We start from the raw sequence: 14,837 nt of genomic DNA on the forward strand, positions 1-14,837 counted from the left end.
GATGGCGACGGTGCGGGCTTCCAGGGGCGGCTTGTCGGTGGGGCCGACCGCGCCGTCGAACCACATCACTTTCAGCAGGCGCAGGTAGTAGAAGGCCGCCACCACCGAACCCACCAGCCCGATCACGGCCGCGGGGCCGAGGCCTGCGCCGATGGCCGCCTTGAACACATAGACCTTGGCCCAGAACCCCGAGAATGGCGGCAGGCCCAGCGCCGACAGCGAAAAGGCGGTCATGGCGAGCGCGATGCCCGGCTGTTCCTTGAAGAGCCCGGCCATGTCGTCGAAGGTTTCCATGTCGCGGCCCTGGCGCTTCAAGGCGGCCAGGCAGGCGAAGAAGCCCGTCACGTCGACCATGTAGAGCACCATGAACACCAGCATGGACTGGACGCCCTCGGCGGTGCCGGCCGACAGGCCGATGATCGCGTAGCCGACGTTGGCGATGGAGGAATAGGCCCACAGGCGCTTCAGGTTCTTCTGCGCCAGGCCCGCGAAGGCGCCGACGCCGATCGAGATCAGGCCGAGCGCCACCAGCACCTGCTGCCACTGGATCATCGCCCCGCCGAAGCCCTGCCCCAACAGGCGGGCGAACAGCACCATGGCGGCGAGCTTCGGTGCGGCAGCGAAGAAGGCCACGACCGGGGTCGGCGCGCCCTCGTAGACGTCCGGCGTCCACATGTGGAACGGCGCGGCGGAGACCTTGAAGCCGAGGCCGCAGATCAGGAACACCAGGCCGAACAGAACGCCCGTCGAGGCCCCGTTGTGCACCGCCGTGGCGATGTCACTGAAGAGGGTCGATCCGGCGAAGCCATAGACCAGGCTCGCCCCATAGAGCAGCAGGCCCGACGAGAGCGCGCCAAGCACGAAGTATTTGAGGCCGGCTTCCGAAGCCCGGGCGTTGTCGCGGTGCATGGCGGCCAGGACGTAGAGCGCGAGCGAGTGCAGCTCGACGCCGACGTAGAGCGAGATCAGGTCGCCGGCCGAGACCATCATCCCCATGCCGAGCGCGGCCAGCAGGATGAGGATCGGGAACTCGAAGTTGTGGACGCCGCGGCGCTCGAACCAGCGCTGGCCGAGCGGGATGCAGATGGCGCTGGAGGCGTAGATCGCCACCTGCCCGAAGGCCGAGCCGGCGTCGGCGATCATCCCGCCGGAGAAGCCCCGACCGAACGGGCCCGTGGCCGCCTGGTAGGCGGCGGCGGCCAGCACGGCGACGGAGGCCCAGCCCACGGCGCGGGCGGCCTTGGGCGCGAACGCTCCGGCGACGAGCAATACCAAGGCGCCGATCGCCAGGATCAGTTCCGGATAGGCCAGGCCGAGATCGGCGGAGAAGGTCATGGAATAGGTCTTAGCCCCCGATGGCCGCTTGGTAGGCCGAGACCAGATGGTCCACGGAGGCCTGGGTGAGGTTCATGACGAGGCCGGGCTGGACGCCCAGCACCAGGGTGGCGGCGATCAGCGGCGCGAAGATCGCCACTTCGCGCCAGTCCAGGTCGGCGATGTCGGCCAGCTTGGCGTTGGTGATCGTGCCGAACACCACACGCCGGTAGAGGCTGAGCGCATAGACCGCCGACAAGATTACGCCGGTGGCCGCTACGATCGCCGTCCACGTGGAGACGCCGTAAGTCCCGGTCATGGTCAGGATTTCGCCCACGAAGCCCGAGGTCCCCGGCAGGCCCACGTTGCCCATGGTGAAGAGCATGAAGGTCGCCGCGTACCAGGGCATGCGCTGCACCAGTCCGCCGTAGAAGGCGATCTCGCGGGTGTGCATGCGGTCGTAGACCACGCCGACGCAGAGGAAGAGCGCGCCGGAGATCACCCCGTGGCTCAGCATCTGGAACAGCGCGCCCTGCTCGCCGACCGCATTTCCGGAGAAAATGCCCATGGTCACGAAGCCCATGTGGGCCACCGACGAATAGGCGATCAGCTTCTTGATATCGACCTGACGGAAGGCGACCAGCGACGTGTAGACGACCGCGATCACGCTGAGCGCGAAGATCAGCGGCGTGAAGAGATGCGACGCCTGCGGGAACATCGGCAGGCTGAAGCGCATGAAGCCGTAGCCGCCGAGCTTCAACAGGATGCCCGCCAGGATCACCGAACCCGCCGTGGGCGCCTCGACGTGGGCGTCGGGCAGCCAGGTGTGGACCGGCCACATCGGCATCTTCACCGCGAAGGAGGCGAAGAAGGCCAGCCAGAGCCAAGTCTGGATCGCAGGGCTGAAGTGATAGGTCATCAGGGCCGGGATCGAGCTCGTGCCGCTGATCGAGATCATCGCCAGGATCGCGGCCAGCATCAGAACCGAGCCCAGCAGCGTGTAGAGGAAGAACTTGAACGCCGCATAGACCCGCCGCGCCCCGCCCCAGATCCCGATGATCAGGAACATCGGCACCAGGCTGAATTCGAAGAAAATGTAGAACAGCACGATGTCGAGCGAGACGAAGACCCCGTTCACCAGGGTCTCGAGAATCAGGAAGGCGACCATGTATTCGAGGACGCGCTTCTCGATCGATTTCCAGGACGCCAGGATGCAGATCGGCATCAGGAACGCGTTCAGCAGGACGAACAGCACCGAAATGCCATCCACGCCCATGCGGTAGTGGAGGCCCGCGAACCAGGGGGCGTCCTCCGAGAACTGGAAGCCCGCTTCATGCGGGTTGAACTGCATGACCAGCAGCACCGAGAGCGCGAAGGTCGCGAGCGTGGTGACGAGCGCGATCCACTTGGCCGCCTCGACGGACTTCGGATCGTCGGCCTTGCCGAAGAAGCGCAGCGCCAGGATGCCAGCCACGCCGACCAGCGGGGCGTAGGTGATGAGGGAGAGGATGGGCATGTCCAGGCGCTCCCTTACGCGTGCCAGGCCCAGAGGGCGTAGGAAAGGATCGCCGCGACCCCCAGCAGCATCACAAAGGCGTAGTGGTAGAGGAAGCCGGTCTGTAGCCGCCCTGCGCCCTTGCCCACCTGCAGCGACACCGCGCTGACGCCGTCGGGGCCCAGGCCGTCGATGAGCTTCTGGTCGCCGCCCTTCCAGAAAAGGTCGCCGAGCCACTTAGCGGCCCGCACGAAGGTCGCGTCATAGAGCTCGTCGAAGAACCACTTGTTGTAGAAGAACAGGTAGACCGGGCCGCGCTGGGCCGCGAGCCGCGCGCCCGTGCCTTCGCGCCAGATGTACATGTAGGCCGCGACCAGCAGGCCCAGGACCGACACCACCAGCGGCGCCCAGACGGTCCAGACCGGCGGATGGCCCTCGGCCAGGACATGGTTGTTGGCGGCGGTGAAGATCGCGCCGCGCCAGAACTCGTGCTGCTCGGCGCCGATGAACTTCTCGACGAAGACATAGCCGGCGCCGATCGCGCCGATGGCCAGCAGGATCAGCGGCAGGCGCATGGTCCACGGGCTCTCGTGCGGCAGGTGGACGTGAGCGCCGTGGTTCGGCTCGGAATGGGTCTCATGCTGGGCGTCACTGGCGTGGTCATCGTGACCATGGTCGTGGTCGCGGTTGTGCCAGTGCTGCTCGAGATCCTCAGATGTCCAGCGGGCGTGGCCATTGAAGGTGAAGAAGGCGACGCGCCAGGAATAGAAGGCCGTCAGGCCGGCCACGAACACGCCGATCACGAAGGCGAAGTAACCCATCGGGTCGCCCGCGGCTCCGGCGGCATAGGACGCGTGGATGATCGAGTCCTTGGAGTAGAAGCCCGCGAAGCCCAGTTCGACGCCCGGGATGCCCAGGCCGGTGATGGCGATGGTGCCGATCACCATGACCGCACAGGTCACCGGCAGATACTTCGCCAGATTGCCGTAGCGGCGCATGTCCTGCTCATGGACCATGGCGTGGATCACCGAGCCGGCGCCGAGGAACAGGAGCGCCTTGAAGAAGGCGTGGGTGAACAGATGGAACATCGAGGACTGATAGGCCCCGACGCCCGCGGCCATGAACATGTAGCCGAGCTGCGAACAGGTCGAATAGGCGATCACCCGCTTGATGTCGTTCTGCACCAGACCGACCGTGGCGGCAAAGAGGGCCGTGATCGCGCCGATGCCGACGACGATGTTCTTGGCCACCGGAGCGTACTCGAACATCGGCGACAGCAGGCAGACCATATAGACGCCGGCCGTCACCATGGTGGCGGCGTGGATCAGTGCCGAGACCGGGGTCGGGCCTTCCATGGCGTCCGGCAGCCAGGTGTGCAGGAAGAACTGCGCCGACTTGCCCATGGCGCCGACGAACAGTAGCGCGCAGGCCAGATCCATCAGCCGCCAGCCCTGGCCGGCGAACATCCAGGTGTCGCCGGCATGCGCGGCGACCTGCGGGAAGATCTGCGCGAACTGGATCGAGCCCAGCGACCAGAAGACGGTCATGATGCCGAGCGCGAAGCCGAAGTCGCCGACCCGGTTGACCACGAAGGCCCTGATGGCGGCCGCGTTGGCGGTGGGCTTGTGATACCAGAAGCCGATCAAGAGGTAGCTCGCCAGGCCGACACCTTCCCAGCCGAAGAACAGCTGCATGAAGTCCGCCGCGCTGATCAGACTCAGCATGGCGAAGGTGAACAGCGACAGGTAGGCGAAGAACCGAGGCTTCGAGTCATCCTCGGCCATGTAGCCCCAGCTGTAGAGATGCACGAGGCTGGAGACCGTGGTCACCACCACCAGCATCACCGCCGACAGCCCATCCAGCCGGAACGACCAGTTGGAGATGAATTTGCCCACCTGGATGAACGGCGCGTAGGTCAGGGTGAAGGGTTCAAGCCCACCCCAGGTCCATCGGCTGAACACTACCCAGGACAAGACCGCCGACAGCATCAGGAAGCCGGTGGTGACCGTCTGCGAGGCGACGTTGCCGATGCGGCGGCCGAACAGGCCGGCGACGATCGCGCCGAGCAGCGGGCCGTAGAGGATGATCGTGACGAGGAGCTTGGCGTCCATGCTCAGCCCTTCATCATCGAGGCGTCGTCCACGGCGATATCGCCGCGGTTGCGGAAGAAGGTGACCAGGATCGCCAGGCCCACGGCGGCCTCAGCGGCCGCCACGGTGAGCACGAACATGGCGAAGATCTGCCCGGTGACGTTGCCCAGGTAGGCCGAGAAGGCCACCAGGTTGATGTTCACGGCGAGCAGGATCAGCTCCACCGACATCAGGATGACGATGATGTTCTTGCGGTTCACGAAGATGCCGAAGACCCCGATGGTGAAGAGGATCGCGGCGACCGCGAGATAGTGGGGGAGCCCAATGCTCATGCGTCGATCCCTTCGCCGGGCTTGGGCGAAACCATGCGCATCCCCTTGGCGGGCGTGCGCAGCACCTGGTCCATGATGATCTGGCGCTTCACGCCGGGCTTGTGGCGCAGCGTCAGCACGATGGCGCCGATCATGGCGACCAGCAGCACCATGCCCGCCGCCTGGAAGAAGTAGACGTATTGGGTGTAGAGCACGCGCCCGATCGCTTCGGCGTTCGGGACGCCCGGCCCCATGGTCCCGGAGGCCATCGGCGTCTCGTTCAGCCGCGCCGCGCCGTGCGTGGCGACTGCGGTGGAAACGATGATCATCTCGATGGCCAAGCCGCCGGCGATGAGTCCGCCCAGCGGCATGTAGCGGGCGAAGCCTTGCCGCAGCTCGGCGAAGTCGACGTCCAGCATCATCACCACGAACAGGAACAGCACCGCGACCGCGCCCACGTAGACGACCACCAGGAGCATCGCCAGGAACTCCGCACCCAACAGCACGAAGAGGCCGGCAGCGGAGAAAAACGCCGCGATCAGGAACAGCACCGAGTGCACAGGATTCTTCGACGAGACGACGGCGAGCGCACTCGCCAGCGTCACCGCCGCCATCAGATAGAATGCGATCGCCTGCAGGGCCATCGGCTGTTCCAGCTCCCCTAACTCAGTGTGGGATTCGCTTGTCGCAAAAGGCCCGGGCGGGTCTTAGCGATAGGGCGCATCCAGTTCCAGATTCTTCGCGATCTCGCGTTCCCAGCGGTCGCCGTTATCCAGCAGCTTGGCCTTGTCGTAGTAGAGTTCTTCCCGCGTCTCGACGGCGTACTCGATGTTCGGGCCCTCGACGATGGCGTCCACCGGGCAGGCTTCCTGGCAGAGGCCGCAGTAGATACATTTGACCATGTCGATGTCGTAGCGGGTCGTGCGCCGGCTGCCGTCTTCGCGGGGCTCCGCCTCGATGGTGATGGCCTGCGCCGGGCAGATGGCTTCGCAGAGCTTGCAGGCGATGCAGCGCTCTTCGCCATTGGGATAGCGGCGCAGGGCGTGCTCGCCGCGGAAGCGCGGGCTCTGCGGGTTGCGCTCGTGCGGATAAAGCACAGTGGCCTTGGGGCGGACCATGTACTTCAGGCCCAGCCCGATGGCGCCGGCGAAGTCCATCAGCGCCGCGCCCTTCATCGCCTGTCCGATTCGCTGGAACATCTCAGGTCCTCTTACAGGTGTAGGCGTCGATGCGCTGGGCGTCGCCCTGGTCCTTGAGAACCAGCTTGCCGCCCTGGGCCGCGCAGTCGGCCTGGGCGCGCTTCAGCGCGTCGTAGTCGGCGGCTCCGCCGTTGGGCTCGGCGGTCTCGCACGCCGCCAGGCCCAGGGTCAGCACCGCGAGGATGGGAAGAAAGGCTCGGGTCATCCGATCCCTCCATAGACCCGCCAGCCGGCCACCAGGGCCACGGCGGCGAGCGATGTCGGCAGGAAGACCTTCCAGCCCAGGCGCATCAGCTGGTCGTAGCGGTAACGCGGCACGACCGAGCGGACCATGGCGTTCATGAAGAAGACGAAGAAGGTCTTGGCCGCCAACCAGAACAGGCCAACCAGGCTGATCACCGTCGCCGGGAAATGCGCCGAGAAGGACGCCGGGACCGGGAACGGCGCCTGCCATCCGCCGAGGAACAGGACAGCCATCAGCCCGCTCATCAGGATGATGTTCGCGGTCTCCGCCAGGTAGAACAGCATGTAAGGCGTCGAGCCGTATTCGATGGCGTAGCCGGCCACCAGCTCGCTCTCGGCTTCCGGCAGGTCGAACGGCGGACGGTTGGTCTCGGCCAGGCCCGAGATGAAAAAGATCACCCCCATGGGGATCATCACCAGCGCCAGCGGCAGGTTCTTCAGGCCCGCGCCGCCCAGGATGTTCCAGTGCCAGAAACCGCCGGCCTGCAGCTCGGTGATCCGCGTCAGGTTCATGGTCCCGGAGAGCAGGATCACGGTGATGATCACGAAGCCGATGGAGACCTCGTAGGAGACCATCTGCGCGGCCGAGCGCAGGGCGCCCAGGAACGGGTACTTCGAGTTGGACGCCCAGCCGCCCATGATGATTCCGTAGACGCCCATCGAGGAGATGGCGAACAGGTAGAGGATCCCGACATTGATGTTGGCGATCACCCAACCCGGCGCGAGCGGGATGGCGGCCCATGAGCCCAGCGCCAGGGTGACGCTAATCAGCGGCGCTAGCAGGAAAACAAACTTGTCGGCGCCCGCCGGGACGATCAGCTCCTTGATCAGGAACTTGCCCAGGTCGGCGAAGGACTGGAGCAGGCCGAACGGGCCCACTACGTTGGGGCCTTTGCGCATCTGCACGCCGGCGAAGATCTTGCGATCCGCGTAGATCACGAACGCGACGACCAGCAAGAGCGGGATCGTCACCAGCAGGATCTGGCCGATGGTCAGCAGGGTCCAGATCACCGGGTTGTCGGACTGGATGGCGGCGTGGACAGGCATGCTCACTCCGCCGCGATCTTGGCAGCGCCCGAAGCCTGGGCGGCGCACTCGGCCATGGTCACGCTGGCGCGCGCGACCGGATTGGACTGGTAGAAGGCCGTGATCGCGCTGGCGAAGGGCGCGTCGCTGAGGTCGCCCTTCCCGCCCAGGGCGCCAAGATCGAGCCCGGCGGCGCCCGCGGGACCATCGACGTGGTCGATGCGCCCGAAGCTGGGATGGTCGGCGAACAGCTTGGCGCGGAGCGCGTCGAGGCTGTCATAGGGTAGCTTGCCGCCCAGGCGTTCGGACAGAGCCCGCAGGATCGCCCAGTCCTCCTTGGCCTCGCCCTTGGGGAATACGGCGCGGACGCCCTGCTGCACCCGGCCCTCGGTGTTGACGTAGAGGCCATTCTTCTCGGTGTAGGCCGCGCCCGGCAGGATCACGTCGGCGGTGTGCGCCCCGCGGTCGCCGTGCGTGCCCAGATAGACCTTGAAGGCCTTGGAGGCCGAGGCGTCGATCTCGTCGGCGCCCAGCAGGAAGAGCAGGTCGGCCCCGCCCTTGGCCGCCAGCTCCGCCGCCGTCTTGCCGCCCGCGCCGGGGACGAAACCCAGGTCCAGGCCGCCAACCCGCGCGGCCGCGCTATGCAGCACGTTCCAAGTCATGCCGAAGGCCTTGGCCGTCGCGGCCGCCGCCTTCAACACCGCGGCGCTGTCGGCGCGGGTGAGCGCGCCTGCGCCCACGATGATCGCCGGGGCTTTGGCGGATTTCAGGGCCGCGGCGAAGTCGCCCTTGGCCTTGCCGAGGCCGCTCAGGGTCTTCGGGCCAGCGCCGAGGTATTCGTAAGGGTAGGTCAGGTCGAGCTTCTCGCCGACCACGCCGACCTTCAGCGCGCCGGCGAGCCAGCGCTTGCGCAGCCGCGCGTTCAGCACCGGCGCCTCAAGGCGTGGATTGGTCCCGACCAGCAGGAGGACGTCGGCGTCCTCGATGCCCGCCAGGGTCGAATTGAACAACCAGCTCGCCCGCGGGCCGCCACCCAGGACCATGCCGTCTTCGCGGCAGTCGGTCGACTGGACGCCCAGGCCGCGGAAAAGGTCGAGCGCGGCCTTCATGGACTCAGCGTCCTGAAGTTCGCCGGCGATGACGCCGATGCGGTCGGGCGCGGTGGCCTTCAGCTTGGCGGCCACCGCCTCCAGGGCCTCGCTCCAGGTCGCCGGGCGCAGCTTGCCGGCTTCGCGGATGTAGGGGCGGTCCAGACGTTGCCGCGCCAGGCCATCGACGGCGTAGCGGGTCTTGTCGGAAATCCACTCCTCGTTGATGTCCTCGTTGACCCGCGGCAGCACCCGCAGCACGGCCGAGCCGCGCGCGTCCACGCGGATCGCCGAACCCAAGGCGTCCATCACGTCGACGCTCTCGGTCTTCTTCAGCTCCCAGGGCCGCGCATTGAAGGCGTAGGGCTTCGAGGTCAGCGCGCCGACCGGGCAGAGATCGATGATGTTGGCGCTCAGTTCGGACGCCACGGCCTTGTCGAGATAGGTCGTGATTTCAACGTCTTCGCCGCGGGAGATGAGACCGATGTCGGGAACCCCGGCCACCTCGGTGATGAACCGGACGCAGCGCGTGCACTGGATGCAGCGGGTCATGACCGTCTTGATCAACGGCCCCATGAACTTTTCTTCGACGGCGCGCTTGTTGTCGGCGTAGCGGCTATCGTCACGGCCATAGCCCATGGCCTGGTCCTGCAGGTCGCACTCGCCGCCCTGGTCGCAGATCGGGCAGTCCAGCGGGTGGTTGATCAGCAGGAATTCCATGACCCCGTGGCGGGCCTTCTTCACCATCGGCGTGTCGGTGAGGATCTCCATGTTCTCGGCGGCCGGGAGCGCGCAGGAGGCCTGCGGCTTGGGCGGGCCGGGCTTCACCTCGACCAGGCACATGCGGCAGTTGCCGGCGATGCTCAGGCGTTCGTGGTAGCAGAAGCGGGGGATTTCCTTCCCCGCCAGCTCGGCCACCTGCAGGACGTTCATCCCGGGCTCGAACTCGACCTCGACGCCGTCGACCTTGCAAATCGGCATGATCTACTCCGCCGCCTGCAGGGTGTGGCCCTGCACATGGGGCTTGCCGGCCCGATAGAGATTGATGCGGTCCTCCACCTCGTGGCGGAAGTGGCGGAAGAGGCCCTGGATCGGCCAGGCCGCGGCGTCGCCGAGCCCGCAGATGGTGTGACCTTCGACCTGGCTTGCCACGTCGAGCAACAGGTCGATTTCCGACATCTCGGCCTCGCCGGTGACCATCCGCTCCATCACCCGCCACATCCAGCCGGTGCCTTCGCGGCACGGCGTGCACTGACCGCAGCTCTCGTGCTTGTAGAAGTAGGACGCCCGCGCGATCGCCTTCACCAGGTCGGCGTCCTTGTCGAACACGATCATGGTGCCGGTGCCGAGGCCGGAGCCTCTCGCCTGCAGGTCCTCGTAGGTCATGATGGCTTCGTCGCACTGATCGGCCGGGATCATGCGCACTGAGATGCCGCCGGGGATCACGGCCTTCAGGTTCTTCCAGCCGCCGCGCACGCCGCCGAAGTGGTCCTCGATCAGCTGCTTCACCGAGATGCCGACGGCGTCCTCGACGACGCAGGGCTTGTTCAGGTGGCCGGAGCCGGCGAACAGCTTGGTGCCCGTTGACTTCTCCGTGCCGAAGCCCGCGAACCAGGCCGCGCCGCGGCGCAGGATGGTGCCGACGACGGCGATGGTCTCGACGTTGTTGACCGTGGTCGGGCAGCCATAGATCCCGGCGCCGGCCGGGAACGGGGGCTTCAGGCGCGGCTGGCCCTTCTTGCCCTCGAAGCTTTCCATCAGCGCGGTCTCGTCGCCGCAGATGTAGGCGCCGCCGCCGTGCGTCACGCGCACGTCGCAGTCCCAGCCGTGGACGTTGCCCTTGCCGATCAGCTTGGCGTCGTAGGCTTGCTTGATCGCGGCCAGCAGCCGCTCGCGTTCGAAGACGTATTCGCCGCGGATATAGATGTAGGCCGTGCGCGCCCGCATAGCCTTGCACGCGATCAGGCAGCCCTCGATCAGCAGGTGCGGGTCGTTGCGCAGGATCTCGCGGTCCTTGCAGGCGCCCGGCTCGCTCTCGTCGGCGTTGACCAGCAGGTAGTGCGGACGCTCGCTCTCTTGCTTGGGCATGAAGGTCCACTTCAGGCCGGTGGCGAAGCCCGCGCCGCCGCGGCCGCGCAGGCCCGAGGCCTTCATCTGGTCGCAGATCCACTCCGGGGTCTGGGCGACGATGTCCTTGGTGCCGTTCCAGCAGCCACGCGCCTTCGCCCCATCCAGGCCCCAGTCATGGACGCCGTAGATGTTGAGGAAGATGCGGTCCTTGTCGGCCAGAATGCCAACCACGCCTAAGCTCCTTTGCCAGGGCCGCGAAGCCCCGCGATAAACCAGATCTGCGCGCCGAAGCCGGCGATCAGGGCCGCCACGAAGCCGGCCAGCGCCAAGGGCTGGGCGTAGGCGAAATAGCCGACGGCCGAGACGGCCGCGATCAGCACGGCCAAGCCATTGATCGTCAGCATGACATTGCGGCGCTTCTTGAGGGTCGTGGCGTCGAAGCTCATGCGCTGGCCTTCGCGGCCTTCGGCGGCTTGGCCGGCAGGTTCGGGATGGTGATCTTCTTGGCCAGCGAGCCGTCGTAGAGCTTGGGATCGGTGAGCGTCATCGGGCCGCCTTCCGGCGCCGCGCCCTGGCGCTTGATGACCGAGCCGGGCTTGGGCTTCTTGCCGGCCGCGAAGTCGTCGAGGATTTTCTCGAAGCTCTCCGGCGTCAGGTCCTCGTAATAGTAATCGTTGATCGCGGCCATCGGGGCGTTGGAGCAGGCGCCCAGGCACTCGACTTCCTGCCAGTAGAACTTGCCGTCGGCGGTGCGATGGTTCGATGGCCCGAACTTGCGCTGGCAGACGGCGATCAGGTCTTCGGAGCCGCGGGTCTGGCAGGGCGTGGTGCCGCAGACCTGCACCAGCGCATGCGTGCCCACCGGCTCCAGCATGAACATCGTATAGAAGGTGGCGATCTCCAGCACCCGGATCACCGGCATGCCGAGCAACTCGGCGGTGGCGCGGATGGCCGGCTCGGAGACCCAGCCCTCCTGCTTCTGCACCAGCCACAGGATGCCGATCACCGCCGACTGCTGCCGGCCGGCCGGGAAGTTGGTCATCAGCTCGCGCGCGCGCTTCAGGGTTGAAGGCGCAAAGGCGAAGCTGGCGGGCTGGTTGGCGGCGAGCCTACGGACGCTCAACGGTCGATCTCCCCGAACACGATATCCAGCGAGCCCAGGATGGCGGAGACGTCGGCCAGCATGTGGCCGCGGCTCATCCAGTCCATCGCCTGCAGGAAGGCGTAGCTCGGCGCGCGGATCTTGCAGCGGTACGGACGGTTGGTGCCGTCCGAAACCAGGTAGACGCCGAATTCGCCCTTGGGCGCCTCGACGGCGGCGTAGACCTCGCCCGGCGGGGTCCGATAGCCCTCGGTGAACAGTTTGAAGTGATGGATCAGCGATTCCATCGACCACTTCATCTCGCCGCGCTTGGGGGCGGCGATCTTGTTGTCCTGCGAGATAGCTGGGCCCGGCGTCTTCATCAGTCGCTCGCAGCATTGGGCCATGATCTTCACCGACTGGCGCATTTCTTCCATGCGGCAGAGGTAGCGGTCGTAGCAGTCGCCGTGCACCCCCAGCGGGATGTCGAATTCCATGTCGCTGTAGCAGGCGTAGGGCTGGCTGCGGCGCAGGTCCCAGGCGATGCCGCTTCCGCGCACCATGACACCGGAGAAGCCCCAGGCCTGGGCCTCCTCCTTGGTCACCTTGCCGATGTCGACGTTGCGCTGCTTGAAGATGCGGTTGCCGGTGATCAGCTTCTCGATGTCGTCGAAGACCCGCGGGACCTTCACGCACCAGGCGGCGATGTCCTCGACCAGCTCCGGCGGCAGGTCCTGGCGCACCCCGCCGACGCGATAATAATTGGCGTGCATCCGCGCGCCCGAAGCCCGCTCGTAGAAGCCCATCAGCTTCTCGCGCTCCTCGAAGCCCCACAGCGGGGGCGTGAGCGCGCCCACATCCATCGCCTGGGTAGTGACGTTGAGGATGTGGTTCAGGATGCGGCCGATCTCGTCATAGAGCACCCGGATCAGCTGGCCGCGGATCGGCACCTCGACGCCCATCAGCCGCTCAAGGGCGATGACGTAGGCGTGCTCCTGGTTCATCGGCGCCACATAGTCGAGGCGGTCGAAGTACGGGATCGTCTGCTGATAGGGCCGGGCCTCCATCAGCTTCTCGGTGCCGCGGTGCAGAAGGCCGATGTGCGGGTCGACGCGCTCGACCACTTCGCCGTCCAGCTCCAGCACCATGCGCAGCACGCCGTGCGCGGCCGGATGCTGCGGGCCGAAGTTGATGTTGAACTTGCGGACTTTGGTCTCGCCCACGACCTCGGGGGCGAAGAAGTCGGAGTCCTTGGCGGGAGCGTTGGCGCCGGTCATTTGCCCGGCTCCTTGGCGGCCGGCAGGGATTTCTCGTCGCCGGGGAGCAGCGGCGCATAGCCGGGCTCGGCGCCTTCCCAGGGGCTGAGGAAGTCCCAGTTGCGCCACTCGACGGACTTCACCGGCTCATAGACCACCCGCTTCAACTCGTCGTCGTAGCGGACCTCCACGTAGCCGGTCATCGGGAAATCCTTGCGCAGCGGATGCCCGTGGAAGCCGTAGTCGGTGAGGATGCGGCGCAGGTCCGGGTGATCGCTGAAGAAGACCCCGTACATGTCGAAGGTCTCGCGCTCGTACCAGTCGGCGCTCGGGAACACGCTGGTCACCGACGGGACGGCGGTGTCCTCGTCGGTCTGCAGCTTCACCCGGCAGCGCAGGTTCCTGGTCATCGACAGCAGGTGGTAGACCACGTCGAAGCGCTTCTCGCGCTCCGGATAGTCCGCGCCGCACACGTCGATCAGGATCGAGAACTGGAGCTTTTCGTTGTCGCGCAAATGGGTGAGGGCCTGGACGATCCGGTCTGCTGTCGTCGTGAACGTCAGCTCGCCGTACATGACCTCGTAGGACGTGAAAACGCCCTTCCCGGCCGCTTTCACGGTCGAAACGCCGAGCTTCTCCAGGATCGGGAGCGGTTGCGGCCAGCTCATCGCATGATGGTCCCGGTGCGGCGGATCTTCTTCTGCAACTGCAGCACGCCGTAGACCAAGGCCTCGGCCGTCGGCGGGCAGCCCGGCACATAGACGTCCACCGGCACGATCCGGTCGCAGCCGCGCACCGTCGAGTAGCTGAAGTAGTAGTAGCCGCCGCCGTTGGCGCAGGAGCCCATGGAGATCACGTAGCGCGGCTCGGGCATCTGGTCGTAGACCTTCCGCAGCGCCGGGGCCATCTTGTTCACTAGGGTGCCGGCGACGATCATCACGTCGCTCTGACGGGGCGAACCGCGAGGGGCGAAGCCGTAGCGCTCAAGGTCGTAGCGCGGCATCGAGGCCTGCATCATCTCGACCGCGCAGCAGGCCAGGCCGAAAGTCATCCACATCAGCGAGCCGGTGCGCGCCCAGGTGATCAGGTCATCGACGCCGGCGGTGATGAAGCCCTTGTCGGCGAGTTGCTGGCTGACGCCGTCGAAGAACGGGTCGTGGGCCTTGGGGTCGTAGCCCTCGACGGTGGTGCGGCTACCGGCGCCGGCGGGAACGATCACTCCCATTCCAGGGCTCCCTTTTTCCACTCGTAGATGAAGCCCACGGTGAGCACGCCCAGGAAGCTCATCATCGACCAGAAGGCGAACTGGCCCAGTTCCGGCGGCAGCTTCATCAGCGAAACCGCCCAGGGGAACAGGAAGGCCACTTCCAGGTCGAAGATGATGAACAGGATGGAGACCAGATAGAACCGCACGTCAAACTTCATCCGCGCGTCGTCGAAGGCGTTGAAGCCGCATTCGTAGGACGACAGCTTCTCAGGGTCCGGCGCCTTGGGCGCCAGCGCCCCGGCGAAAACGATGAAGATGATCCCGAGCGCCGCGGCGATGCCGAGGAAGATGACGATGGGCAGGTACTGGAGCAGGAACGCGTTCATGGGATTCTTGTGCGGGTCCGCGGGGAGTCGCGGGCCGTTCTAGACCACACCTCCCGCGGTTTCAAACAGGG

At 66.3% G+C, this 14,837-nt stretch carries 16 protein-coding genes; all 16 read right to left on the reverse strand.

The genetic code is table 11. The features are described 5' to 3' along the window. On the reverse strand, positions 1-1,335 hold a 1,335-nt coding region (nuoN, locus tag VHS75_RS18890), incomplete at its 3' end, for an NADH-quinone oxidoreductase subunit NuoN (RefSeq protein WP_329640165.1). Between the two features lie 10 nt (positions 1,336-1,345). After that, the gene (locus tag VHS75_RS18895; protein WP_329640166.1) at positions 1,346-2,830 is read right to left on the reverse strand and encodes an NADH-quinone oxidoreductase subunit M; all 1,485 of its coding nucleotides are present in this window, start codon (positions 2,828-2,830) and stop codon (positions 1,346-1,348) included. Between the two features lie 14 nt (positions 2,831-2,844). After that, positions 2,845-4,920, reverse strand: a complete 2,076-nt coding sequence (gene nuoL / locus VHS75_RS18900) for an NADH-quinone oxidoreductase subunit L (protein WP_329640167.1) — start codon at positions 4,918-4,920, stop codon at positions 2,845-2,847. 2 nt (positions 4,921-4,922) lie between these two features. Continuing rightward, positions 4,923-5,231, reverse strand: coding sequence for an NADH-quinone oxidoreductase subunit NuoK (gene nuoK / locus VHS75_RS18905; protein ID WP_329640168.1), 309 nt, complete (start codon positions 5,229-5,231; stop codon positions 4,923-4,925). Continuing rightward, on the reverse strand, positions 5,228-5,854 hold the full coding sequence (locus tag VHS75_RS18910; RefSeq protein ID WP_329640169.1) for an NADH-quinone oxidoreductase subunit J: 627 nt from the start codon (positions 5,852-5,854) through the stop codon (positions 5,228-5,230). Before VHS75_RS18910 ends, nuoK begins: the two co-directional genes overlap by 4 nt. Before the next feature lie 63 nt (positions 5,855-5,917). After that, positions 5,918-6,409 (reverse strand): NADH-quinone oxidoreductase subunit NuoI, encoded by a 492-nt coding sequence (nuoI, locus tag VHS75_RS18915; protein WP_329640170.1) that lies wholly within the window; start codon positions 6,407-6,409, stop codon positions 5,918-5,920. 1 nt (position 6,410) lies between these two features. Beyond that, the gene (locus tag VHS75_RS18920) at positions 6,411-6,614 is read right to left on the reverse strand and encodes a hypothetical protein (RefSeq protein ID WP_329640171.1); all 204 of its coding nucleotides are present in this window, start codon (positions 6,612-6,614) and stop codon (positions 6,411-6,413) included. Then, the gene (gene nuoH / locus VHS75_RS18925; RefSeq protein WP_329640172.1) at positions 6,611-7,699 is read right to left on the reverse strand and encodes an NADH-quinone oxidoreductase subunit NuoH; all 1,089 of its coding nucleotides are present in this window, start codon (positions 7,697-7,699) and stop codon (positions 6,611-6,613) included. Before nuoH ends, VHS75_RS18920 begins: the two co-directional genes overlap by 4 nt. Positions 7,700-7,701: 2 nt before the next feature. Further along, positions 7,702-9,747: an NADH-quinone oxidoreductase subunit NuoG gene (nuoG, locus tag VHS75_RS18930; protein WP_329640173.1), complete on the reverse strand. Its 2,046-nt coding sequence runs from the start codon at positions 9,745-9,747 to the stop codon at positions 7,702-7,704. 3 nt (positions 9,748-9,750) lie between these two features. Continuing rightward, positions 9,751-11,067, reverse strand: a complete 1,317-nt coding sequence (gene nuoF, locus VHS75_RS18935) for an NADH-quinone oxidoreductase subunit NuoF (protein ID WP_329640174.1) — start codon at positions 11,065-11,067, stop codon at positions 9,751-9,753. Positions 11,068-11,069: 2 nt separating this feature from the next. Next, positions 11,070-11,282 carry a hypothetical protein gene (locus tag VHS75_RS18940; RefSeq protein ID WP_329640175.1) on the reverse strand — a complete coding sequence of 71 codons (213 nt, stop codon included), beginning with the start codon at positions 11,280-11,282 and terminating at the stop codon, positions 11,070-11,072. Further along, positions 11,279-11,959, reverse strand: coding sequence for an NADH-quinone oxidoreductase subunit NuoE (gene nuoE, locus VHS75_RS18945; RefSeq protein ID WP_329640176.1), 681 nt, complete (start codon positions 11,957-11,959; stop codon positions 11,279-11,281). Before nuoE ends, VHS75_RS18940 begins: the two co-directional genes overlap by 4 nt. Continuing rightward, complete coding sequence (locus VHS75_RS18950; RefSeq protein ID WP_329640177.1) at positions 11,956-13,194, reverse strand: NADH-quinone oxidoreductase subunit D; 1,239 nt, start codon at positions 13,192-13,194, stop codon at positions 11,956-11,958. The genes nuoE and VHS75_RS18950 overlap by 4 nt, the downstream gene beginning before the upstream one ends. Next, the gene (locus tag VHS75_RS18955) at positions 13,191-13,841 is read right to left on the reverse strand and encodes an NADH-quinone oxidoreductase subunit C (RefSeq protein ID WP_329640178.1); all 651 of its coding nucleotides are present in this window, start codon (positions 13,839-13,841) and stop codon (positions 13,191-13,193) included. The genes VHS75_RS18950 and VHS75_RS18955 overlap by 4 nt, the downstream gene beginning before the upstream one ends. After that, complete coding sequence (locus tag VHS75_RS18960) at positions 13,838-14,419, reverse strand: NADH-quinone oxidoreductase subunit B family protein (protein ID WP_329640179.1); 582 nt, start codon at positions 14,417-14,419, stop codon at positions 13,838-13,840. Before VHS75_RS18960 ends, VHS75_RS18955 begins: the two co-directional genes overlap by 4 nt. Then, a complete protein-coding gene (locus VHS75_RS18965; protein WP_329640180.1) occupies positions 14,389-14,766 on the reverse strand; it encodes an NADH-quinone oxidoreductase subunit A in 378 nt (125 codons plus the stop codon). The genes VHS75_RS18960 and VHS75_RS18965 overlap by 31 nt, the downstream gene beginning before the upstream one ends. Positions 14,767-14,837 lie beyond the last annotated feature (71 nt).

Origin of the sequence: Phenylobacterium sp., from assembly GCF_036264965.1 — a bacterium.
In the GTDB taxonomy this organism is placed as follows: domain Bacteria; phylum Pseudomonadota; class Alphaproteobacteria; order Caulobacterales; family Caulobacteraceae; genus Phenylobacterium.